Source organism: Nonomuraea sp. NPDC050547, assembly GCF_044457345.1.
In the GTDB taxonomy this organism is placed as follows: domain Bacteria; phylum Actinomycetota; class Actinomycetes; order Streptosporangiales; family Streptosporangiaceae; genus Nonomuraea.
Map to the genome: position 1 here is coordinate 642,309 of NZ_JBITGW010000004.1, position 22,725 is coordinate 665,033.

Below are 22,725 nucleotides of genomic sequence, written 5' to 3' on the forward strand. Positions count from 1 at the left end.
GTTGGTGACCAGCTGCGGCGATTGAAGATGGAATTAGGTCTTGTAAGGCATGGGTGTCAAGCCTACGATCGCCATAACTCTTAGGAAACTTTCCTAAGAGAAGATCTGAACCGAGGCCATCATGGCGCGCCCCCCACCCCCCACAGCCTGCCACGATCACCATCCGTTGCCGCCCGTACCACCTGCCTGACCCCTCACAGGGCAGAACACCCCCCACAGTTCTCCCGCCAAGGGAGCGATCATGCGGCGTACCCTTCCCTTACTTTCCCTGACCGCGCTGGCAAGTCTGCTGTTAGCCCTCCTCGTTCCAGGGCCCGCTCAGGCCGCCTCGGCCACCGCGGCGTTCACGAAAAGCTCCGACTGGGGCAGCGGCTTCGAAGGCCGCTACACCGTCACCAACGGCACCACGAGCACGATCAGCGGCTGGAAGGTCGAGTTCGACCTGCCCGCCGGCATCACGGTCGGCTCGTTCTGGGATGCCACCCTGGCACGCAGCGGGCAGCACTTCACCTTCAGCAACGTCGGATGGAACGGCACCCTCGCCCCGGGCGCCGCCGTCACCTTCGGCTTCCTCGGCAACCCGGGCGGCGCGCAGGCCGTACCGCAGAACTGCAAGCTCAACGGCAACCCGTGTGACGGCGTGCCCACCGACACGGTCAAGCCGAGCGTGCCGGGCGACCTGCGTTCGACCGCGCGCGCCGACACCACGATCGACCTGGCCTGGAACGCCTCGACGGACAACTCGGGGACGATCAGGGAGTACCGGGTCTACGAGGGCGCCGCGGTCGTCAAGACCGCCACCGGGACGAGCACGCAGCTCACCGGCCTGTCACCCGGCTCCACGCACACCTACACGGTCAGCGCGGTGGACCCGTCGAACAACGAGTCGGACAAGAGCGCCCCCGTCACGGTCTCGACCACCGGCACGCCGGACACGGTCAAGCCGAGCGTGCCCGCCGGCCTGCGCTCGCCCAGCCAGACGAGCACCACGATCAGCCTGGCCTGGAACGCCTCGGCGGACAACTCGGGGACGATCAAGGAGTACCGCGTCTACCAGGGCGCCACCCTGAAGACCACCTCCACGACGACGAGCGCCACGGTCAGCGGCCTGCCGCCCGACACGAACCAGACGTTCACCGTCAGCGCCGTCGACCCGTCGGGCAACGAGTCCGACAAGAGCGCCCCGTTCACCGCGAAGACCCAGCCGGAGACCCCGGGCGGCAGCTACAACAAGGTCGCCTACTTCGTGCAGTGGGGCATCTACGGCCGCGCGTACACGATGAAGAGCCTCGACGCGCAGGCCGCCAAGCTCACCCACATCAACTACGCCTTCTCCAACGTTCACCCGACGCAGCACACCTGCATGAACGGCGTCGACCGGGCCACCACCCCCAACCCGCAGGACCCCAACCAGGGCGACGGCGCGGGCGACGCGTGGGCCGACTACGTCAAGGGCTTCGGCGCGGGCGAGTCGGTGGACGGCGTGGGCGACACCTGGGACCAGAAGCTGGCCGGCAGCTACAACCAGCTCAAGAAGCTCAAGGCCAAACACCCCCACCTCAAGTCGCTGATCTCGCTCGGCGGGTGGACCTACTCCAAGTACTTCTCCGACGCCGCCTCGACCGACGCCAAGCGCAAGGCGTTCGTGAAGTCCTGCATCGACATGTACATCAAGGGCGACCTGCCCGTTTACCAGGGCCGCGGTGGCCCCGGCGTGGCGGCGGGCGTCTTCGACGGCATCGACGTCGACTGGGAGTGGCCGGGCGCCCCTGGCCACGCGGGCAACCACGTCAGCCCGAACGACAAGAACAACCTGACGCTCCTGCTGCAGGAGTTCCGTACCCAGCTCGACGCGCTGACGGTCACCACCGGCAAGCGCTACCTCCTGACCGCCTTCACCCCCGCCGACCCGGTCAAGATCGACGCCGGATGGGACCTGTCGAGGATCTTCCAGTACCTGGACTTCGCCAACGTCCAGGGCTACGACTTCCACGGCGCGGGCAGCGACAACTCCTGGGAGCCCAACCGCACGGGTCACCAGGGCAACCTCCACCTCGACACCGACTCGCCGTACAACCCGGACTTCAGCGTCGACAAGGCCATCCAGAAGTACCTGGACGCGGGTGTGAACCCGCGCAAGCTGACCTTCGGCCTGGCCTACTACGGCCGCGGCTGGCAGCAGGTGGCCGACGGCGGCAAGTTCGGCGAATGGCAGTCGGCCAACGGCGCCGCGCCCGGCGACTTCCCCGAGGAGGCGGGCACGCGCGGCTACAAGAACATCGCCTCACGGGTGCCCGGCTGCACGGTCAGGCACGACGAACAATCGATCGCCTCCTACTGTCACACCGGCCCCGGTGGTCAGTGGTGGACGTTCGACGATCCCTGGTCCATAGGCAAGAAGACCGAGTACATCAAGGCCAAAAACCTGCTGGGCGCGATGGTCTGGGAGATGTCGGGCGACGACGGATCCCTCACCACGGCCCTGAACAACGGCCTGCGCTGAACACACCCCCCACCCCACGGGCCCGTACGGCTCGCGCCCTCGCCCCCCAGGGGCGCGGGCCGTACGACTCGAAACCGGAGAATTCATGAAATATCGCGCCTTACTCGTCCTGGTCGTCGGATTGATCTTCGGCCTGGTCGGGCCACCCGCCCAAGCCGTCGCCTACCCCCAGTGGCAGGCTTGGACCTCCTATCCCACCGGCACCCGCGTCACCTACAACTCGGCCGACTTCGAGTCCCGCCAGTCGCACACCTCCCAGCCCGGCTGGGAGCCGCCCAACGTCCCCGCCCTCTGGAAGAGCGTCCAGGGCGACCCGCAGCCGACCGTCCCCGGTCAGCCGGGTGCCGTGTCGGTGACGGCGACGAACAGTTCGCTGGCCCTGTCGTGGGGTGCGTCCAGTGGGACGGTCACGGGTTATCGCGTCTATGAGGGTGCGACGTTGAGGTCGACGGTGACCGGTACGAGTGCCACGATTTCGGGTTTGGGTACGTGTGAGTCGCACACGTACACGATCAAGGCCTACAACAGTGTGGGTGAGTCGGCCGGGCGCGACGCCTCGGGCACGACCACCGGGTGCGTGGGCATTCCCGGTCAGCCGGGTGCGGCGTCGGTGACGGCGACGAACAGTTCGCTGGCCCTGTCGTGGGGTGCGTCCAGTGGGACGGTCACGGGTTATCGCGTCTATGAGGGTGCGACGTTGAGGTCGACGGTGACCGGTACGAGTGCCACGATTTCGGGTTTGGGTACGTGTGAGTCGCACACGTACACGATCAAGGCCTACAACAGCGTGGGTGAGTCGGCCGGGCGCGACGCCTCCGGCACCACCACCGGCTGCACCGGCGGCGGCCCGCTGCCCAAGCACTTCCTCACCGGCTACTGGCACAACTTCGTCAACCCGGCCACCGAGCTGCGGCTGTCGGCGGTGCCCAACGAGTACGACCTCGTCGCGATCGCCTTCGCCGAGGCCACCAGCACCCCCGGCCAGGTGACCTTCAACCTCGACCCGGGCCTCGCCAGCGCGCTCGGCGGCTACACCGACGCCCAGTTCCGCGCCGACGTGCAGGCCCTGCACCAGCGCGGCAAGAAGATCATCCTGAGCGTCGGCGGCGAGCTGGGACGCGTCCAGGTGGCAAGCTCCACCGCCGCGACCCAGTTCGCCAACAGCGTCTGGGGCATCATGCAGAGCTACGGCTTCGACGGCGTCGACATCGACCTGGAGAACGGGCTCAACGCCACCTACATGGGCCAGGCACTCAGGGAACTGCGCGCCAAGGCCGGCTCGAACCTCATCATCACGATGGCCCCGCAGACCATCGACATGCAGTCGACCGGGATGGAGTACTTCAAGCTCGCCCTGAACATCAAGGACATCCTCACGGTCGTCCACATGCAGTACTACAACTCCGGCAGCATGCTCGGCTGCGACCAGGCCCAGGCCTACTCGCAGGGGACGGTCAACTTCATGACCGCGCTGGCCTGCATCCAGCTCCAGAACGGCCTGCGCGCCGACCAGGTCGCCCTCGGCCTGCCGGCCGGGCCGGGCGCCGCGGGCGGCGGAGTCGTCAACCCGAGCCTGGTCAACCAGGCACTCGACTGCCTGTCCAAGCGCACCAACTGCGGCAGCTTCGTGCCCCCGCAGGCGTGGCCGGACATCAGGGGCGCCATGACCTGGTCCATCAACTGGGACGCCAGCCACAACTGGAACTTCTCCAAGACCGTCAAGCCGCACCTTCAGGGAATGCCATGAGACGCCTACTCGTCGCGCTGATATCCGCCGCCGCCCTGCTGTTAGGGGGCCTGGCCGCGGCGACGACCGCGACCGCCGGCTCCGTCCGCACGATCGCGTTCTTCGCCGAATGGGCGCCCTACACCCCGTACGCCGTGGGCGCCGTCGTCACCTACCAGGGCACCTCCTACACCGCCATCCAGGGCCACACCTCGCTGCCGGGATGGGAACCGCCGCGCGTGCCCGCGCTGTGGAAGGCCGGCGGCAGCACCCCGCAGCCGGGCGTGCCCGGCCAGCCCGGCACCATCAGCACCACGGTCACCAACAACTCCATCTCGCTCAGCTGGGGCGCCTCCTCCGGGACGGTCACCGGCTACCGCGTCTACGAGGGCTCGACCCTGAAGACGACGGTCACCGGCACCAGCGCCACGATCTCCGGCCTGGGCACGTGCGAGTCGCACAGCTACACGGTCAAGGCCTACAACAACGTGGGCGAGTCCACCGGCCGTGACGCCGCGGCCACCACCTCGGGCTGCACCAACCCCGACCCGCCGGGCAAGATGGCCGGCGCGCCGTACCTCTACATGGGGTGGGGCAACCCGCCCGCGCCCGCGACCGTCATGAGCGCGACCGGGGTGAAGTCCTTCACCATGGCCTTCATCCTGGCCAGCGGCGGCTGCAACCCGGCGTGGGACGGCAACCGGCCGCTGACCGGCGGCACCGACGCCCAGGCGATCTCGGCCATCAAGAACGCCGGCGGCAACGTGCAGATCTCCTTCGGCGGCTGGTCGGGCAACAAGCTCGGCCCCAACTGCTCCACGCCGCAGGCCTTCGCCGGCGCCGTCCAGCAGGTCATCAACGCCGTCGGGCCGGCCGTCGTGGACTTCGACATCGAGAACACCGACGAGTTCGAGAACTACACGGTGCAGGACCGCATCCTCAACGCCCTCAAGATCGTCAAGCAGAACAACCCGAGCGTGAAGATCGTCGTGACCTTCGGCACCACCAGGACCGGCCCGAACTCCCACGGCGTCCGCCTGATCAACCAGGCCAAGGCGCTCAGCGTGCCGATCGACAACTTCACGATCATGCCGTTCGACTTCGGCGGCTCCAACATGTACCAGGACACCGTCAACGCCTCCGAAGGTCTGAAGACCGCGCTGAAGAACGCCTACGGCTACACCGACGCGCAGGCCTACGCCCGCATGGGCATCTCCGGCATGAACGGCCTGTCCGACCAACAGGAGCTCACCTCGACCGCCATCTGGACGCAGATCCGCGACTGGGCCAAGTCCAAGGGCCTGACCAGGCTGGCGTACTGGGCGGTCAACCGCGACCGGCCGTGCCCGGGCGGCGGCGTGCGCTCCGACTGCAGCGGCATCGCCCAGGCCGACTGGGAGTTCACCCGCATCACCGCGGGGTTCTAGGCGATGAGTCTTCGTCATATCGCGGCGGCCGCCGTGCTGGCCCTCGGCCTCACGGCGGTCTCCGCCACGCCCGCTCTCGCCGCGAACATCCTGAGCAACCCGGGCTTCGAGAGCGACCTCGCGAACTGGACCTGCACCGCCTCGTCCGGAGCCCAGGCGGTCACCACCCCGGTCCACTCGGGGTCCAAGGCGCTGCAGGCCACCCCGGCCGGCAGCGACACCGGACGCTGCCAGCAGGTGATCAGCGTCAAGCCCTCGTCCTCCTACACCCTGTCCGCCTGGGTGCGCGGCGGCTACGTCTTCCTCGGCGCCCTTGGCACCGGCACCACCGACGTCAGCACCTGGACGTCATCGCCCTCGGCCTACCGCCAGCTGAGCACGACCTTCACCACCGGCGCGAGCACGACCAGCGTGACCGTCTACGTCAACAGCTGGTACGGCCAGGGCGCCTACCAGGCCGACGACGTGGTGCTCGACGGGCCGCCCGGCACCCCGCCGCCCGACGACACCACTCCGCCGACCGTCCCCGGCAACCTCGCCGTGGGCGGCGCCACCCCGAGTTCGCTGGCGGTGAGCTGGTCGGCCTCCACCGACAACTCCGGCACCATCGCCCGCTACGAGCTCTCCCGCGACGGCGCCGCCCCCACCTCCGTCACGGGCACCTCGACCACGGTGGGCGGCCTGACCGCGAAGACCACCTACCGCTTCAAGGTCCGCGCCTGCGACGGCTCGGGCAACTGCTCCGCCTACACCTCCGAGGTCCCCGGCACCACGACCGAGGGCGGCGGGCCCGGCGGCCAGCTGCCCAAGCGGGTCATGGTCGGCTACCTGCACGCCTCCTTCGCCAACGGCTCCGGCTACATCCGGATGGCCGACGTCCCGAACGAGTGGGACGTCATCAACCTCGCCTTCGGCGAGCCGACCTCGGTGACCTCGGGCGACATCCGCTTCCGGCTCTGCCCGGCGGCCGAGTGCCCGAACGTCGAGTCCGAGGCGGACTTCATCGCCGCCATCCGGGCCAAGCAGGCCGCGGGCAAGAAGGTCCTCATCTCCATCGGCGGCCAGAACGGCCAGGTCCAGCTCACCAGCGCGGGCGCACGTGACACGTTCGTCTCCTCGGTGAGCGCGATCATCGACCGTTACGGCCTGGACGGCCTCGACATCGACTTCGAAGGCCACTCCCTCTACCTCAACTCAGGCGACACCAACCTGAGCAACCCGACCACCCCGGTGATCGTCAACCTGATCTCCGCCCTCAGAACCCTCAAGGCGAAGTACGGCTCCCGCTTCGTGCTGACCATGGCGCCGGAGACCTTCTTCGTCCAGCTCGGCTACCAGTTCTACGGACCGGGCCCGAGCGGGTCCGCCGACCGGCGCGCCGCGTCCTACCTGCCGGTGATCCACGCGATGCGCGACGACCTGACGCTCCTGCACGTCCAGGACTACAACTCCGGGCCGATCATGGGTCTGGACAACCAGTACCACACGATGGGCACCCACGACTTCCACGTCGCGATGACCGACATGCTGCTCGCGGGCTTCCCGATCATGGGCAACACCGCCAACGTCTTCCCCGCGCTCCGCCAGGACCAGGTCGCCATCGGCCTGCCCGCGGCGCCGTGGGCGGGCAACGGCTTCACCACGGTGGCCGAGGTCCAGAAGGCCTTCGACTGCCTGGCCAAGGGCACGAACTGCGGGCCGTACCGGCCGCGTGGGGTCTATCCGAACCTGCGGGGGCTCATGACCTGGTCGATCAACTGGGACAAGTACAACTCCTTCGAATTCTCCCGCAGCCACCGGGCGTATCTCAACGCGCTCGGCTGAGACCCGGGAGGAGCGGGGCTGAGGCTCCTCGGGAGAGGTTTCCGGGTTACCTCCCCCGAGGCGCCTCACCTCGCTCCTCCCGCCAACCCCTTTAGGTGCTCTGTGTAGTCTTGTCGGGACTTATCGTGAGCATCGGGGGACATGATGAGGCGAGTTCTGACGCTCGCCGCGATCCTGGCGATCGTGGCGGGCTGCGCTTCGCCCGAGCCCGATCCGCTCGAACCCCAGCAGTGGGGCCTCCCGGTGATCAAGCTGCCGCAGGCCTGGACGCAGGAACAGGGCGACGGCGTGGTGATCGCGATCGTGGACACCGGGGTCGACACCGACCACCCCGACCTCAAGGACAAGATCGTCGATGGTTACGACTTCGTCGACGGCGACCAGGACCCCAAGGACCGCAACGGCCACGGCACCCACGTGGCCGGCATCGCCGCCGCCGTCACCCGCAACGGCATCGGCATCTCCGGCGCGGCGCCCGGCGCCATGATCATGCCGGTACGTGTCCTCGGCACCGTCGGATCGGGCGACCGGGCCACGATCGTCAGGGGCATCGTCTGGGCCGCCGACAACGGCGCCAAGGTCATCAACCTCAGCCTGGGCGAGACCGGCCTGCTGTCGCGGCTGCTCAAGGGCGGCACGCTCAACCCGGCCATCCTGCACGCCTACAGCAGGGGCGCGGTCGTGGTGGCCGCGGCCGGGAACGAGGGCACCGTCAAGCAGCCGTACAAGACGGCCACGCAGGTCCTGGTCGTCGGCGCCAGCGACCAGCAGGGCAAGCCCGCCGACTTCTCCAACTTCGGTGCGGAGGACGCCGTCGCCGCTCCCGGCGTGCGCATCCTGTCCACGCTGCCGACCTACCCGACCCCGGAGACCCGCGAGAACACCAGCGGGTACGGCCTGCTCGACGGCACCTCGATGGCGGCGCCGTACGTGGCGGGGTTGGCGGCGCTTCTGATCGGGCAGGGGAAGACCCCCGACCAGACCATGCGAGCCATCCGGCAGACCGCGCGGAACCCGACCAAGGACCTGCGCCTCGGCCTGGGCGTCGTCGACGCGCGGGCGGCACTGGGCAGGTGAACGAGCTAAGAGTTTCCTGTGAATTTCCCGGCCGGAACAGCGCTGTGGCCAGGCGTCACTGCAGGTAAAAGGAGTGCACAAATGGTGTTGGTAAGCATACTTATCGAGTGTCATGTCTGATCGCGCTTTCGACGACCCCGGTGGCAGCACCCTCCCGGGTACGGCAGGCTAGAGGCCGCCATGGAATACGCAGTCCTCACGGGGATAGTCCTCGTCGCCGGTGTCCTGCTCGCCCTACTCGCCCAATGGCGTAACTGGAGACCATCCCTCGTCGTCGCGATCCTCGTGGGCGTGGCCGTACGGACGCTTCTGCTGTTCACCGCGGCCGACGACGCCTGGCAGCCGGTCGACTTCATGGAGAGCTTCAAGCCCGCGGGCGTGGCCATCCTGAACGGCCAGGACCCGGTCCTGGCCAGCGAGGGCGGCTGGCACTTCCTGCCGACGATCCCGTACGTCTACGGCTTCCTGCTCTGGCTGGGCATCCCGTGGGAGTTCGCCGGGCGCCTGGTCACGATCGTGGCCGACATCGCGCTGATCCCGCTGGTGGCCAAGCTGTCCGGCGGCCCCAAGGCCAACCTGCGCGCGCTGCAGTACGCGCTCAACCCGCTGGCCCTGCTGGTCGCGGCCATCCACGGCCAGGTCGAGCCGGTCGCGCTGGCCTTCGGCGTGGCCGCTTTCGTGGTGGCCAGAGGGCCGGGCTCGCCGCACCGGATGGGCGTCACGACCGAGGTGAGGGTGCGCCTGCGTCGCGGCGTGGCCGCCTACGGCTGGCGCAACGCGCTGGCCAGGGTGATCCGGCCCGGCGGCCTGCTGCACCGCTCGCTCATGCCGACCGGGGACGACCGCCACGACCTGCGGCGCGGCATGTTCGCCGGAGCGCTCATGGGCCTGGCGCTGTGCTCGAAGAGCTGGCCGATCTGGCTGATCCCGGGCATGCTGCTGCTCCTGCCCAACCTGCGGGCCAGGATCGTCTCGCTGTTCTTCACCGGCCTGGTGCCGGTGCTCTTCCTGCTCTCGCTGCCGCTCGTGGTGAACACCTCGCTCGGCCAGATCCGGGAAGCGATGTCCGTCATGGGGGACATCCGGCCGATCGTCGGCGACTGGGGCTGGGCCGCGCAGTTCAGCGGCGGCAACTGGGAGCTGCGTCCCGACCTCGTCGTCCCCGGCACCTACCTGATCTACGCCACCATGGTCGCCTGCGTGCTGCTGTGGCGCCGGGCCGACCCGATCGACATGACCATCGCGATGCTGATCGCCTTCATGGTGGTCACGCCCCGGCTCGGCGCGCAGTACCTCATGTGGTTCATGCCGTTCCTGGTCGCCAGGCCCACCCGCTTCGCCTGGCCGGCGATCATCGGCTGCTCGGCCTGGGCGGCCTACGGCTACCTCTACATGACGCAGTTCGACGAGAACACCTGGTGGGCACTGCACTCGGAGTGGGCGCTGGCCTCCATCGTGCTGCTGCCGATCCTGGTCATGGCGATGCCCTGGAACCGCCGCAATCCGACGGCCCCAGAGCTCGCCACCCCCGTGTCCGCACCCGCCGAGCGGCGGATGAAGTCAGCGGTGTAGCTCCCGGTAGACGGTGATCCACTGGTCGGGGTGGACGTAGCCCACCACCGCGTCGCGCTCGACGCCCGCCTGCCGCAGGGCGGCGTCGACGCCCTCGTAGCGGGTCTTCAGCGAGGCGCGCAGCGAGCCGCCCACTCCGGTGAACCCGAGCTCGACCAGCTTCCGCCAGGCCGCGGCATCCTCCACCAGCGGCTCGGGACGCCGCTCGATGCGCAGGATGCCGGAGTCGACCGCGGGCACCGGCCGGAAGCTCTCCCGGCCGACCCGGCCGAGCAACTCCCAGTGGAACCACGGCCAGCTCTCCACCGTGACCAGGCTCCACCGGCCGTAGTCGCCCGAGCGCTTGCGGGCGTACTCCAGCTGGGTGAGCAGGGTCGCCGAGGTCATCGTGCGCGCCCGCAGGCACCAGTCGACGATCTTCGACGTGATCGAGTACGGGATGTTGCCGACCACCGCGAACGGCTCCTTCGGCGGCCTGGCCTTGGTGAAGTCGCCCTTGACGATCGTCAGCCCGGTCCTGGCCCTGAGCTTGGCGGCCAGCAGCGGGTCGATCTCGTAGCCGACGACCTCCACGCCCTCCTGGCCCGCCAGGGCGCTGGTCAGCGCGCCCTCACCGGCGCCGGGTTCGAGTATCAGCCCGTGTGGCCGTGCGGCCTTCACGATCAGGTCGATGGCATGCTGATCGACCAGGAAGTTCTGTGAGAGCTCACGCCGCGCCCTGTCTCTGGGCGTGCGACCGCCGCCGGAGTTCCTGGCCTTCTTCTGAGTGTGGGAAAAGTTACCGTGTGCGAAGTTCTGCGCCACAGCTGCAGCCCTTTCGGGTCCTTGAGATGAAGGGGATCTCGAAGGGCCCTGGGCGCGCTTTTACGGACGCGCTGAGAAGTCGAGCAGTCCGCTAGCGAGCCAGAGCCCGGCCGCTGCGGATGCGGATGCTGTAGAAGCAGGTGCAACACATGCCGACGACCCTACGAGGGCCGTGCCGATGGCCGCAACGCATTAAAGTGGATGCGAAACCGCTGTCCCCTTCGTCACCCTTGTGGGCATGCAGGCAAACGTCACGGTCACCCCGGCGCAGCTCCCCGAGCTGCTGCTGCACGTCGCCGTGGTGCGCCCCGTCTTCCTCTGGGGCGCCCCGGGAATCGGCAAGAGCTCGCTCGTCCGCGAGTTCGCCGCCTCCCTGGGTCTGGAGTGCGTGACGTTGCTCGGCACCCAGCTCGCCCCCGAGGACCTCATCGGCGTCCCCGAACTCGTCGGCGGCCGCAGCCGCTTCGCCCCGCCGGAGTCGATCGCCAGGGACGAGCCCTACTGCCTGTTCCTCGACGAGCTCAACGCCTCCTCGCCCGAGGTGCAGAAGGCCTTCTACTCGCTGATCCTCGACCGCAGGATCGGTACCTACGAGCTGCCCGCCGGCTCGGTCGTGATCGGTGCCGGCAACCGCGCCACCGACAACGCCCTGGCCAGGCCCATGGCCTCGGCGCTGATCAACCGGCTGGTCCACGTACACCTGCGCGCCAGCGCCGACGACTGGCTCAAGTGGGCGGCCGACAGCGGCATCCACCCCTGGATCGTCGACTACCTCGTCCAGCGCCCCGACCACCTGTGGAGCGCGCCGCCGAAGACCGAGGAGGCCTTCTCCTCGCCGCGCGCCTGGCACATGCTCTCCGACGTCATCACCTCCTACGGCGACGACATCGAGGACGAGATCCTCGCCACGCTCGCCTTCGGCACCCTCACCGCCACCCACGCCTCGGCCTTCCGCGCCTACATCAAGACCGTCCGCCACGCCTACGACCTCGACGCCGTCCTCAAGGGCGAGGCGCCCTGGCCGCGCCGGCCGGAGGAGCGCGACCTGCTCTACTTCCTGTCGGAGACCTTCCGCGCCCGCCTGATCAAGGAACTGCCCGCCGACAAGCGCGGCGCCTCCAGCCGGGGCCGCGACCTGGCCTTCCGGGCCAAGACGCTGCTGGTCGAGCTGGCCGAGATCTCGCTGGAGTGCGCGCAGCTGGTCATCGCCAACGAGGCCGACGGCGCGCCCGCCCTGCCGACGTGGTTCCTCGTCGAGGTCGGCCGCGATCTGCCCCGGCTCTCCGCGGCACGCTCATGAGGAAGAAGCAGAAGCTCGACCCCTGGCGGCTGAAGGTGCACCAGGGCTGGAGCATGGTCACCGGGCACCCGCTGTTCGAGGTCTACCGCGCCACCCTCAACCCGGCCGACGACGGCGACCTGTCCAAGGAGACCTGGGCGACCGTCTCCTGCGACGGCGACGTCCACCACCACCCGCACCGTAAGGCTGAGCCGGAGGAATGGGCGTGGATCTTCGCCCACCTCCTGCTCCACCTGGGCTTCGGCCACGCCGACCCGCGCAACTGCGCGCCCGGCGACATCGGCGCCGAGGTCGTGGCCTCCTGGCAGCGGTCCAACCTGCCCGACGTCGCCTACCAGGCCGCCTGCTGCGTGCACGTCGAACGCTTCCTGCGCACGCTGAAGCTGGGCCGCTGCCCCACGCCGCTGCCCGCCGAACTCCCGTCCGAGCCCGAGGTCACGCTCTCCGAGCGCTGGCGCAGGATCGGGCTGCCCCCGGAGTACGAGCCGCTCGGCCAGGCCGACTTCCTCATCGGTGACGAGGACCTCGCCAAGCACCTCGACCACGAACGCTCCTTCGCCATCGGCGTGGCCAGGACCGCCACCTCGGCCCTGGAGAAGGCCGGGACCCCGCGCACGACCGGCGACCGGCGCCCGGACGGCCCGTGGGACGTCGCGCTGCGCTGGTTCGTCTCCTCCTACCCGCTGCTCGGCGCGCTGGCCGCGGGGATGACCGTCGTCGCCGACGCCGACCTGGCCCGCGGCTGGGACATCTCGGTGGCCGCGGTCAGCGCCGAGGCCGCGGAGATCTACGTCAACCCGCTGGCCGGCCTGGCCATCGAGGAGTGGCGGTTCGTGCTGGCCCACGAGATGCTCCACGCCGCGCTGCGGCACGGGGAGCGGACGGGCGGGCGGGAGCCGTACGTCTGGAACATCGCCTGCGACTACGTGATCAACGGCTGGCTCGTCGAGATGGGCGTGGGGGAGATGCCTGAGGGACTCCTGCACGACCCGTCGCTCGCCGGCCAGTCGGCCGAGGCGGTCTACGACCAGATCGTCACCGACCTGCGGCGGCTGCGCAAGCTGGCGACGCTGCGCGGGCGCGGGCTCGGCGACGTGCTCGACCGGCCGCCGCGCGGCGTCAAGGGCTACGTGGATCTCGACGAGTACTACCGCAACGCGCTGACCCAGGGCCTGGTCTACCACCAGACCAGCGGGCGCGGCTTCGTCCCCGCCGGCCTGGAGCAGGAGATCCGCGCGCTCGACCAGCCGCCGCTGCCGTGGGACGCGCGGCTGGCGCGCTGGTTCGACGAGCACGTGCCGGCGGTGGACAAGCGCCGCTCGTACGCGCGCGCCTCCCGCCGCCAGTCCGCGACGCCCCACATCCCCCGCCCCGGCTGGGTACGCCCCGAGGAACTGGTCCGGCAGGCGACGTTCGGCGTCGTCCTGGACACCTCCGGCTCGATGGACGTGAAGATGCTCGGGAAGGCCCTGGGCGCGATCGCCTCCTACGCCATCGCCAGGGAGGTGCCCCGCGCCCGCGTGGTCTACTGCGACGCCGCCGCCTACGACGCGGGCTACCTGCCCGTGGAGGACATCGCCCAGCGGGTACGCGTACGCGGCCGGGGCGGCACGATCCTGCAACCCGGCGTGAACCTCCTGGAACGGGCGCCCGACTTCCCGCAGGACGGGCCGATCCTGCTCATCACCGACGGCCAGTGCGACGTGCTGCGGATCCGGCGCGAGCACGCGTTCCTGATCCCGCAGGGCGGGCACCTGCCCTTCCGCGCGCGGGGCCCGGTCTTCACCATGAAGTGATGCTTTGATGCTGCTTTGAGGTTGTCCAGGTAATCCTGAGCGCATGGACAGACCGGCCAAGGTGCTCGTGGTGGACGACGAGCCGAACATCCGCGCCTTGCTCTCGCAGACACTCCGGCTGGTCTCCTTCGAGGTCAGGACCGCCGAGAGCGGCACGGAGGCGATCAGCGCCGCCCGCGACTTCGAGCCGGACATCGTCGTGCTCGACGTCATGCTGGGTGACTTCGACGGCTTCGAGGTCGCGCGGCGGCTCGGCGAGCGCATCCCGGTGCTGTTCCTGACCGCCCGCGACACCGTCGAGGACCGGGTGCAGGGCCTCACACTGGGGGCCGACGACTACGTGGCCAAGCCGTTCAGCCTGGAGGAGGTCGTGCTGCGCATCCGCGCCATCCTGCGGCGCAGCCGAGGCGGCGGCCCGCCCGCCGAACTGCTGAGCTACGCCGACCTGGAGCTGGACAACGCCGCCCACGAGGTACGCCGCGCCGGAGCCCGCGTCGAGCTGTCGCCCACCGAGTTCAACCTGCTGGAGTACCTGCTGGCCAACGCCGGACGGGTGGTCAGCAAGGCCCAGATCCTCGACAGCGTCTGGCGCTACGACTTCGACGGCGACTCCAGCATCGTCGAGTCCTACGTCTACTACCTGCGCAAGAAGATCCCCGGCCTGATCCAGACCGTCCGCGGCGTCGGCTACACGCTCAGGAGCCCGCGATGAAGCGCTGGACGCTGCGCACCCGGCTGGTCGTCTCGATCCTGGCGCTGACCACGCTCGCCCTCGTGCTCGCCAACGTCGTCGGCATCGCGCTGCTGCAGGGCATGCTCGTCCGCCGCGTGGACGAGCAGCTCGTCGCGGCCTCCACGACCATCGGGACCCGCATCCTGCAGCCGCCGCCGATCAGGCCGCCGGCGCGCTACACGGCCGTGGACGTGAGCCTGGAACGGCTGCTCACCAAACGCGTGGCCCAGGTCTCCCGCATCATGATCTACACCAGGTCCGGCACGCTGAAGACCACCCTGCCCGCCACGAAGGACCCGGGCCCGGAGATCGACCGCCTCCGCTACGACGGCCCCTACACCGTGCCCGGCAGCGAGGGCGCCGGCTGGCGGGTGGTGGCCACCGCCGTCCCCATGGGCGACACGGTCGTCATCGGCACCTCCCTGGCCGACGTGGAGCAGACCCGCACCTCGCTCATCGCCATCGCCGTAGCCGTCAGCGCCGCCGTGCTGGTCCTGCTCGGCATGGCCGCGGATGTCCTGGTACGCCTCGGACTGCGCCCCCTGACCCGCATGGAGAACACCGCGGCCCACATCTCCGGCGGCGACTTCGCCCGCCGCGTCCCCGACCCCGACCCGCACACCGAGCCGGGCCGCCTCGGCCTGGCCATGAACGTCATGCTCGACCGCGTCACCCACGAGATGGCCGCCAGAACCGCCTCCGAAGCCCGCATGCGCCGCTTCCTCGCCGACGCCTCCCACGAGCTGCGCACTCCCCTCACCTCGGTACGCGGCTTCGCCGAGCTGCACCGGCGCGGCGGCGGCGACGCCGACGAGACCATGCGCCGCATCGAGGACGAGGCCACCAGGATGGGCGTGCTCGTCAACGACCTGCTCACGCTGGCCCAGCTCGACGAGGAACGCGCGCTCGAACGCGGCCGGGTCGACCTGCTGGAGGTCGCCGCCGACACCATCAGGGACGCCCGCGCCAGAGTGCCCGGCCGGCAGGTCAGGCTGGCCGGGCTCGGCGACACGCTCGCCCCGGTCTCGCTGGCCGGAGACGAGGCCCGGCTGCGGCAGGTGGCCGCCAACCTCGTCGGCAACGCGCTGGCCCACACCCCGGCCGACGCCTCGGTGACGGTCCGCGTCGGGCGCGCCGACGGCATGGCCGTTCTGGAGGTGGCCGACACCGGGCCGGGGATCGACGAGCGGCACGTGCCGTACCTCTTCGACCGGCTCTACCGGGTCGGGCAGGGACGCTCGCGCGCGGACGGCGGCGCGGGACTGGGGCTGGCGATCGTCGCGGCCATCGTCCACGCGCACGGCGGCAGGGTGACGCTCGACACCGGTCCCGGCGAGGGCGCCAGGTTCCGCGTATTCCTACCTGCCTCCGAGGCGGCTCCCAGCCCGCTCTGATCCGGGACGGCCACAGTCGGGCCATGACGCGAATTCTCATCGCCATCGGCGCTCTGGCCGCGATAGCGGGCTGCGGCTCGCAACCGACCTCGGCGGGAGTGGCCTCGGTCGCCTCGGCGAAGCCCAGCACGTCCGCGAGCTCCTCGGCCACCACGACCGCCGACCCGCAGGAACAGGCCAGGAAGTTCGCCCAGTGCATGCGGGACAACGGCGTCGACATGCCCGACCCCGACCCCAATGGCAAGATGGGCCTGAAGATCGACATCAAGGATGTCAACAAGGAGTCCTTCAAGAAGGCCTCCGAGGCGTGCAAGCAGTACCGGCCCTTCCGCGACCGCGCCGACCTCAGCCCAGAGGACCTGGAGCGGCTGCGCGGCTATGCCGCCTGCATGCGCGAGAACGGCGTCGACATGCCCGACCCCGACCCCAACGGCGGCTTCGGCGGCAAGCGCCCCGCGCTCAACGCCGACGACCCCACGTTCAAGAAGGCGGTCGAGGCCTGCCGCGCCAAGTTCCCGCAGCTCGGGGTCCGCAAGTGAGGGCCCTGCGCGCCGCCGCCTGGACGGGCGGCGCGGCCCTGCTGGCCGCCGCCGTGGCCGCCGCCGCGATCGGTTTCGGCGGCGAAGGATCCGGTACGGCCGTAGCCGCCCGCACCGCCCCCGCCACCGCCAAGGTCACCCGCACGACGCTGACCGAGACCAAGACGGTCGACGGCTCGCTCGGCTACGGCTCCACCGCCGACGTCAGCGCACGCGGCCAGGGCACCATCACCTGGCTGCCCAAGGAAGGCGACACCATCACCCGCGGCAAGGCCGTCTACAGCGTGGACGCCGACCGGGTCCCGCTCCTGTACGGCTCGATGCCGCTCTACCGCACGCTCCAGGACGGCGTCGAGGGCATGGACGTCGAACTGCTGGAACGCAACCTCGCCAAACTCGGCTACGACGGCTTCGACGTGGACGGCGAGTACACCTGGGCCACCCGCGAGGCCGTCGAGGACTGGCAGGACGACATCGGCGTCCCCGTCACCGGCACGGTCAAGCCCGAGGACGTCGTCGTGGCCGACGGCCCACTGCGCGTCGACAAGCTCAAGACCGCGCCCGGCGCCGCGGCCGGCGGCCCCGTCCTGACCTCCACGGGCACCACCCGCGAGGTGCTGGTCGCCCTCGACGTGGCCGACCGCCACCTGGTCAAGAAGGGCATGAAGGCCACCGTCGAGCTGCCCGACGGCACCGAGGTGCGCGGCAAGATCTCCAGCATCGGCAAGACCGCCACCACAACCGGCGAGGGCCAGGAGACCACCACGTCCGTCGAGGTCACGGTCGCGGTGAGCGGGGTCAAGGGGTTCGACACCGGGCCGGTGAAGGTCACCGTCGTGTCCGGTCAGCGCGACGACGTGCTGGCCGTACCGGTGGGGGCGCTGTTCGCCCTCGCCGAGGGCGGCTACGGCGTGCAGGTCGTCGAGGGCGCCTCGACCCGCTACGCGGCGGTGGAAGCCGGCCTGTTCGCCGACGGCAAGGTCGAGGTCACCGGCGTGGACGAGGGAACCACCGTGGCGGTGCCCAAGTGATCGCCGAGCTGCACGAGGTCAGCAAGGACTACGGCGAGGTCCAGGCGCTGCGCGGCGTCACCCTGAGCATCGGAGCGGGCGAACTGCTCGGCATCGTCGGCCCGTCCGGCTCCGGCAAGTCGACCATGCTCAACATGATCGGCACCCTCGACCGGCCCTCCGGCGGCACCGTGCGCATCGCCGGGCACGACGTCTCGCAGCTCAACGACCGGGCGCTGTCCGCGCTGCGCGCCCAGACGATCGGCTTCGTCTTCCAGCAGTTCCACCTGGCCGCGGGGGTGCCCGCCCTCGACAACGTCGCCGACGGGCTGCTCTACTCCGGCCCCGCCCTGCGCGAGCGGCGGCGGCGCGCCGGGGACGCGCTGGAGCGGGTCGGGCTCGGGCACCGGCTCGGCCACCGTCCCCACCAGCTGTCCGGCGGGGAGAAGCAGCGGGTGGCGATCGCCCGCGCGGTCGTCGGCGGCCCGTCGCTGCTGCTGGCCGACGAGCCCACCGGCAACCTCGACTCCCGCTCCGGAGCCGGCGTCATGGACCTGCTGCGCGAGCTCAACGACGCCGGGACCACCGTCGTGATCATCACCCACGACCGCGACATCGCCGCCTCCCTGCCCCGGCAGGTCGAGATGCTCGACGGCAAGGTGATCGCATGACCGCCCTCGTCCCGGCCAGGATGCACGCCCGCGACGTCGTGCGGGTCGGCGGCGCGGGGTTGCGCGCCCGGCCGCTGCGCGTCTTCCTGTCGGCGCTCGGGATCGCCATCGGCATCGCCGCCATGCTCGGCGTCGTCGGCATCTCCGCCTCCAGCCAGGAGGACCTCAACCGGCAACTGGCCGCGCTCGGGACCAACCTGCTCAAGGTCTCGCCCGGCCAGACCATGTTCGGCGACAGCTCCCACCTGCCCACCGAGGCCGAAGGCATGATCGGGCAGATCCCTCCGGTCACCTCCGTCACCGCCACCGGCACCACGACCGCCCACGTCTACCGCAACGAGCACATCCCCGAGGGACAGACCGGCAGCGTCTCGGTCACCGCCGCCAGGCTCGACCTCATCGGCGACGTCGGCGCCCAGGTGGTCAGCGGCTCGTGGCTGAACGAGGCCACCCAGCGCTACCCGGCCGCCGTGCTCGGCGCCAAGGCCGCCGACCGGCTCGGCGTCGTCGAAGCCGGGCCCGACCAGCGCGTATGGCTCGGCGGGCAGTGGTTCACCGTGGTCGGCGTGCTCGGCCCCGCGCCGCTCGCCCCCGAGGTGGACACCGCCGCCCTCGTCGGCTGGCCCGTCGCCGAGGAACGTCTCGGCTTCGACGGCTACTCCACGACCGTCTACGCCCGTTCGCACGAACAGTCGGTCACCGCCGTACGCGACGTGCTCGCCGCCACCGCCAACCCCGCCCACCCCGACGAGGTCGAGGTCTCCAGGCCCTCGGACGTGCTGGCCGCCAAGCAGGCCACCGACGCCACCCTGAACGCGCTGCTGCTCGGGCTCGGCGGCGTCGCCCTCCTCGTCGGCGGCGTCGGCGTGGCCAACACCATGGTCATCTCGGTGCTCGAACGCCGGGCCGAGATCGGGCTGCGCCGCTCGCTCGGCGCCACCCGGGGGAAGATCAGGCTGCAGTTCCTCGCCGAGTCGCTGCTTCTGTCGGCCATCGGCGGCGTGGGCGGCGTGGTGCTCGGCATCGGCGTGACCTCGCTGTACGCGACCCTGCAGGGCTGGCCGTCGATCGTGCCCGTCTGGGCGATGGCCGGCGGGGTCGTGGCCACGCTGGTCATCGGCGGGCTGGCCGGGTTCTACCCCGCCGTGCGGGCCGCGCGCATGTCGCCGACGGAGGCGCTAGCCACGACCTGACGACTCCCACTCGACCGCGCCCTTCCTGACCACGGACGCCAGCCGCGCAGGGCCCGGCCCGTCTCCAGCGCGTACCTTAGGGCAGACCGCTGTCCGATTCCTTCAAGAATCCACGGTGACGACCCCGATAACGTGAGCGGCATGGACATCGTGCGCAGCGCCGCGACATACATACAGCTCAACGCCCGGCTCCTCGACCGCTACCGGTTCGAGGCCTTGTTCGGCGACGGCGACCGGAGACGGGTCCTGGACGTCCTGCGCGCCTACCAGAACCACGACGGCGGCTTCGGCAACGCCCTCGAACCCGACCTGCGCGGCCCCGGCAGCCAGCCGGAGCCCGTCGAGGTCGCCTTCCACATCCTCGACGAGCTCGACGCCTTCGACGACTCCATGGTCAACGGCGCCTGCGCGTACCTGGGCGGCGTGTGCACCCCGGACGGCGGCCTGCCGTTCGTGCTGCCCAGCGTGCGTGACACGCCCAGGGCTCCCTGGTGGCAGACCGGCGACGACCCGCCCGGGAACCTCGTGCCCACCGCGTCCATCGCCGGGCTCCTGCACAAGCACGGTGTGCGGCACCCGTGGCTGGTGCGGGCCACCGACTTCTGCTGGTCGGCCATCGCCGCCATCAAGGACCAGACCACCCCGTACGAGGCGCGGGCCGTGGTGCTCTTCCTCGAACTGGCGTCCGACCGGGAACGGGCCGAGGCTGAGTTCGGGCGGCTGAAGGACGTCATCCTGGCCACCGTCGCGCTCGACCCCGACGCGCCGGGTGACGCGCACTTCCCGCTGGACTTCGCGCCCGAGCCGATGCGGCTGCCGCTGTTCGCCCCCGACGTGATCGAACGCCACCTGGACGCGCTGATCGGGCAGCAGAAGGACGGCGGGTGGGGGTTCAACTGGCCGGCGTGGACGCCTGCCGTACAGACCGAGTGGGGTGGTCACATCACGGTCGAGCGGCTCAAGACGCTGCGCGCCTACGGCCGGATCTGACGCTTCAGGCGAGCAATGTCCCCATCGTGACGCCGCTCAGCCTTTTGACGTCGTTGGCCAGATGCGCCTGGTCGGCGTAGCCGCTCGCGAACGCCACCTCGGCCAGCGGCCGGCCCGCGCGGGCCATCCGGAGCGCGCGCTGGAAACGGACGATGCGCTGCAGGACCTTGGGGGAGTAGCCGAAGCTGGCCAGGCTTCTGCGGTGCAGCTGGCGCTCGCTGTACCCCAGCTCCCAGGCGACCTCGCGGACCGACCGTCCCGCCCGCAGAGCGGTCGCGATCGCCGGCGCCGCCGCGTCGGGCGCGGGCGTCTCGCCCCACCGCTCCGTCACGGCCCTGACCATCTCCCGCCGCACCGCCGCCCTCACTTCGGGCGACTCTCCGGTACGCCCGCTCGGACCGAGCCGCGCCGCCAGATCGTTCATGGGCCCGCCGAGCGCGGTGACGGGGACCCGCTGGTCGCGCAGCTCCTCCAGGGGGACGCCGAACAGCGCGCCGGTGGCCCCGGGATGAAAGCGGACACCCACGTAGACGTCGCCCGCGCGCATCGGCGTCGGCATCGGGCCGGTGTCAGGGCCGGCCACGTGCAGGCCGCCGGGACCCCAGATCAGGTCGACGGCGGCGTCGGGCACGACGAGCTGGGAGCCGTCCGACTCCGCGACCTGTTCCCACAGCCAGGAGATCCGGCCGGACAGCCCGGCGTGCGGCGCTCGTTCGATGTACATGGCGTCAGGGAGAACACCTCCGTCGTCCGGGTTATGCCTTGCCCGAGATGAGGGCTCCCGCCCATTTCGCGCTCGGGTCGCTGTCGATCAGGAGCGCCTTCGTCAGCAGGCTGAGGGGGATGGCCAGCAACGCGCCGAGCGGGCCCAGCACGAACGTCCAGACGATCAGCGACAGCAACGTCATCGTGGTGGACAGTCCCACCGCGTCGCCCAGGTACTTGGGCAGCACCAGCCCCTGGAAGACGACGTTGATCACGCAGTAGGCGGCGATGACCAGGATCATCTGCCTGGGGCCGCCGTCCAGGAGGGCGAGCATGCTCGGCGGGATGAGCCCGAGGACGAAGCCGATGTTCGGGATGTAGGTGGTGATGAGCGCGAGCACGCCCCACAGCAGCGGCAGCGGGACACCCAGCAGATACAGGGCGATGACATCGCAGGTGGCGCAGATGATCCCGAAGACGGTGGAGACGATGAGGTAGCGCCGGGTCTTGCCGGCGAAGGTGTCGAGGGCGGTGATGATCCCAGGGCGCTCGCCGCGTACCGAAGCCAGGATCTTCGCCGTGATCGGCGCGTCCAGCGACATCGCCAGCAGAAGCACCACGATCAGGAACAGACCCGACAGCACCCCGACCAGGCTGGACAGCAAGGCCTGGGCCGCACCGAGCAGCTTGCCCGGATCGAACGACTGCAGCGCCTTGCTGAGCTGCTCGTTCCCGAACCCGTACTCGGCGGCGAAGCGCTGCGCCTGGTTGAGCAGCCCCTGGAACTGGCCGGAGTAGGAGGGCAACAGCCCGGCCAGCTGCGCGACCGAGACGGTCAGCACCGCGACCATGGCCAGCACCACGAACACCACGATGAGGAACGGCACCGCCACCTGGACCCAGACGGGCGCCCGCCTGCCGGCCAGCCATCCCCGCACAGGAGACACGGCGATGACAAGGACCAGGGCGAGCACCATGGGGCCCACGATCGAGGCGACCTCCCGCAGCCCGAAGAGCACGATCAGTGCGCAGGCGGTGCCAAGCAGCACGATGATCGCGCGGGGTGTCGACCGCTCGCTCACGTATGGGGTACTACCCCCACGATTCCGACCACACCGGTACATCTCGTTGATTTGACGGTTCCGGGAGACGTACATAGAGTTCACCAGTCCCACGGGAACGGCCAAGATCGCCGAACCCGGACGGACGCCCCCGATTCGACAAGCTCCGGAAGTCGGAGTAAGTTAGAGGGGTTGCCCCGGAGACGGGGTGGTCGAAATTCCCGCAGGTCAACCCGCGAGTGTCAATTTGACACCAAGCGGACCGGCTGAAAGAATTAAGACACAACGAAATGAGCCGCTGGAAAACGCGTCCGTTTCTTGAGAACTCAACAGTGTGTTAAAAGCCAGTGCATGAAGTATTTCATGCAACACCTCGTCTGGAATATGATGAGTTTTTGCT

The 22,725-nt window shown here is 70.0% G+C and carries 18 protein-coding genes; 15 read left to right on the forward strand and 3 right to left on the reverse strand.

All coding sequences use genetic code 11. The features are described from left to right. The first annotated feature begins 241 nt into the window (after positions 1–241). The 6 genes from ACIBHY_RS13745 to ACIBHY_RS13770 all read left to right on the forward strand — a co-directional run bounded on the left by ACIBHY_RS13745 (position 242) and on the right by ACIBHY_RS13770 (position 10,129). Positions 242–2,503, forward strand: coding sequence for a glycosyl hydrolase family 18 protein (locus ACIBHY_RS13745; protein ID WP_397306804.1), 2,262 nt, complete (start codon positions 242–244; stop codon positions 2,501–2,503). Between the two features lie 85 nt (positions 2,504–2,588). Further along, entirely contained in the window at positions 2,589–4,250 is a 1,662-nt protein-coding gene (locus ACIBHY_RS13750; RefSeq protein WP_397306805.1) for a glycosyl hydrolase family 18 protein, read from the forward strand. Continuing rightward, positions 4,247–5,656 (forward strand): carbohydrate-binding protein, encoded by a 1,410-nt coding sequence (locus ACIBHY_RS13755; RefSeq protein WP_397253707.1) that lies wholly within the window; start codon positions 4,247–4,249, stop codon positions 5,654–5,656. The genes ACIBHY_RS13750 and ACIBHY_RS13755 overlap by 4 nt, the downstream gene beginning before the upstream one ends. 3 nt (positions 5,657–5,659) lie before the next feature. Next, entirely contained in the window at positions 5,660–7,480 is a 1,821-nt protein-coding gene (locus tag ACIBHY_RS13760) for a chitinase (protein ID WP_397253709.1), read from the forward strand. Between the two features lie 141 nt (positions 7,481–7,621). After that, positions 7,622–8,557 carry a S8 family peptidase gene (locus ACIBHY_RS13765; RefSeq protein ID WP_397253711.1) on the forward strand — a complete coding sequence of 312 codons (936 nt, stop codon included), beginning with the start codon at positions 7,622–7,624 and terminating at the stop codon, positions 8,555–8,557. Positions 8,558–8,737: 180 nt separating this feature from the next. After that, on the forward strand, positions 8,738–10,129 hold the full coding sequence (locus ACIBHY_RS13770) for a hypothetical protein (protein WP_397306806.1): 1,392 nt from the start codon (positions 8,738–8,740) through the stop codon (positions 10,127–10,129). On the opposite strand, the gene erm is transcribed toward ACIBHY_RS13770, so the two are convergent. After that, a complete protein-coding gene (erm, locus tag ACIBHY_RS13775) occupies positions 10,118–10,933 on the reverse strand; it encodes an ErmE/ErmH/ErmO/ErmR family 23S rRNA (adenine(2058)-N(6))-methyltransferase (RefSeq protein ID WP_397306807.1) in 816 nt (271 codons plus the stop codon). The genes ACIBHY_RS13770 and erm overlap by 12 nt on opposite strands. A 238-nt stretch (positions 10,934–11,171) precedes the next feature. Here erm and ACIBHY_RS13780 point away from each other — a divergent pair, with 238 nt between their 5' ends. From ACIBHY_RS13780 to ACIBHY_RS13820, 9 genes are all read left to right on the forward strand, one after another. Next, positions 11,172–12,233 (forward strand): AAA family ATPase, encoded by a 1,062-nt coding sequence (locus ACIBHY_RS13780; RefSeq protein WP_397253717.1) that lies wholly within the window; start codon positions 11,172–11,174, stop codon positions 12,231–12,233. Then, the gene (locus ACIBHY_RS13785) at positions 12,230–14,029 is read left to right on the forward strand and encodes a hypothetical protein (RefSeq protein ID WP_397306808.1); all 1,800 of its coding nucleotides are present in this window, start codon (positions 12,230–12,232) and stop codon (positions 14,027–14,029) included. Before ACIBHY_RS13780 ends, ACIBHY_RS13785 begins: the two co-directional genes overlap by 4 nt. A 43-nt stretch (positions 14,030–14,072) precedes the next feature. Next, a complete protein-coding gene (locus ACIBHY_RS13790; protein WP_397253721.1) occupies positions 14,073–14,741 on the forward strand; it encodes a response regulator transcription factor in 669 nt (222 codons plus the stop codon). Then, positions 14,738–16,156: a sensor histidine kinase gene (locus ACIBHY_RS13795; protein WP_397253723.1), complete on the forward strand. Its 1,419-nt coding sequence runs from the start codon at positions 14,738–14,740 to the stop codon at positions 16,154–16,156. Before ACIBHY_RS13790 ends, ACIBHY_RS13795 begins: the two co-directional genes overlap by 4 nt. 23 nt (positions 16,157–16,179) lie before the next feature. After that, on the forward strand, positions 16,180–16,695 hold the full coding sequence (locus ACIBHY_RS13800; protein WP_397306809.1) for a hypothetical protein: 516 nt from the start codon (positions 16,180–16,182) through the stop codon (positions 16,693–16,695). After that, a complete protein-coding gene (locus tag ACIBHY_RS13805) occupies positions 16,692–17,726 on the forward strand; it encodes a peptidoglycan-binding protein (RefSeq protein ID WP_397306810.1) in 1,035 nt (344 codons plus the stop codon). The genes ACIBHY_RS13800 and ACIBHY_RS13805 overlap by 4 nt, the downstream gene beginning before the upstream one ends. Then, a complete protein-coding gene (locus tag ACIBHY_RS13810; RefSeq protein WP_397095407.1) occupies positions 17,723–18,376 on the forward strand; it encodes an ABC transporter ATP-binding protein in 654 nt (217 codons plus the stop codon). The genes ACIBHY_RS13805 and ACIBHY_RS13810 overlap by 4 nt, the downstream gene beginning before the upstream one ends. Beyond that, positions 18,373–19,569 (forward strand): ABC transporter permease, encoded by a 1,197-nt coding sequence (locus tag ACIBHY_RS13815; protein WP_397306811.1) that lies wholly within the window; start codon positions 18,373–18,375, stop codon positions 19,567–19,569. The genes ACIBHY_RS13810 and ACIBHY_RS13815 overlap by 4 nt, the downstream gene beginning before the upstream one ends. 141 nt (positions 19,570–19,710) lie before the next feature. Next, a complete protein-coding gene (locus ACIBHY_RS13820; protein WP_397306812.1) occupies positions 19,711–20,559 on the forward strand; it encodes a hypothetical protein in 849 nt (282 codons plus the stop codon). A gap of 4 nt (positions 20,560–20,563) precedes the next feature. On the opposite strand, the gene ACIBHY_RS13825 is transcribed toward ACIBHY_RS13820, so the two are convergent. After that, positions 20,564–21,283, reverse strand: coding sequence for a helix-turn-helix domain-containing protein (locus ACIBHY_RS13825; protein WP_397253733.1), 720 nt, complete (start codon positions 21,281–21,283; stop codon positions 20,564–20,566). A gap of 31 nt (positions 21,284–21,314) precedes the next feature. Further along, complete coding sequence (locus ACIBHY_RS13830; protein WP_397306813.1) at positions 21,315–22,346, reverse strand: AI-2E family transporter; 1,032 nt, start codon at positions 22,344–22,346, stop codon at positions 21,315–21,317. Positions 22,347–22,725 lie beyond the last annotated feature (379 nt).

Excerpts from the sequence above, each read along its gene's own strand:
- ACIBHY_RS13795 (WP_397253723.1), top strand. The coding sequence starts at position 14,738 with ATGAAGCGCTGGACGCTGCGCACCCGGCTGGTCGTCTCGATCCTGGCG.
- ACIBHY_RS13745 (WP_397306804.1), top strand. The coding sequence starts at position 242 with ATGCGGCGTACCCTTCCCTTACTTTCCCTGACCGCGCTGGCAAGTCTG.
- ACIBHY_RS13825 (WP_397253733.1), bottom strand. The coding sequence starts at position 21,283 with ATGTACATCGAACGAGCGCCGCACGCCGGGCTGTCCGGCCGGATCTCC.
- ACIBHY_RS13750 (WP_397306805.1), top strand. The coding sequence starts at position 2,589 with ATGAAATATCGCGCCTTACTCGTCCTGGTCGTCGGATTGATCTTCGGC.
- ACIBHY_RS13780 (WP_397253717.1), top strand. The coding sequence starts at position 11,172 with ATGCAGGCAAACGTCACGGTCACCCCGGCGCAGCTCCCCGAGCTGCTG.
- ACIBHY_RS13790 (WP_397253721.1), top strand. The coding sequence starts at position 14,073 with ATGGACAGACCGGCCAAGGTGCTCGTGGTGGACGACGAGCCGAACATC.
- ACIBHY_RS13760 (WP_397253709.1), top strand. The coding sequence starts at position 5,660 with ATGAGTCTTCGTCATATCGCGGCGGCCGCCGTGCTGGCCCTCGGCCTC.
- ACIBHY_RS13770 (WP_397306806.1), top strand. The coding sequence starts at position 8,738 with ATGGAATACGCAGTCCTCACGGGGATAGTCCTCGTCGCCGGTGTCCTG.
- ACIBHY_RS13800 (WP_397306809.1), top strand. The coding sequence starts at position 16,180 with ATGACGCGAATTCTCATCGCCATCGGCGCTCTGGCCGCGATAGCGGGC.
- ACIBHY_RS13815 (WP_397306811.1), top strand. The coding sequence starts at position 18,373 with ATGACCGCCCTCGTCCCGGCCAGGATGCACGCCCGCGACGTCGTGCGG.
- ACIBHY_RS13785 (WP_397306808.1), top strand. The coding sequence starts at position 12,230 with ATGAGGAAGAAGCAGAAGCTCGACCCCTGGCGGCTGAAGGTGCACCAG.
- ACIBHY_RS13765 (WP_397253711.1), top strand. The coding sequence starts at position 7,622 with ATGATGAGGCGAGTTCTGACGCTCGCCGCGATCCTGGCGATCGTGGCG.
- ACIBHY_RS13755 (WP_397253707.1), top strand. The coding sequence starts at position 4,247 with ATGAGACGCCTACTCGTCGCGCTGATATCCGCCGCCGCCCTGCTGTTA.
- ACIBHY_RS13820 (WP_397306812.1), top strand. The coding sequence starts at position 19,711 with ATGGACATCGTGCGCAGCGCCGCGACATACATACAGCTCAACGCCCGG.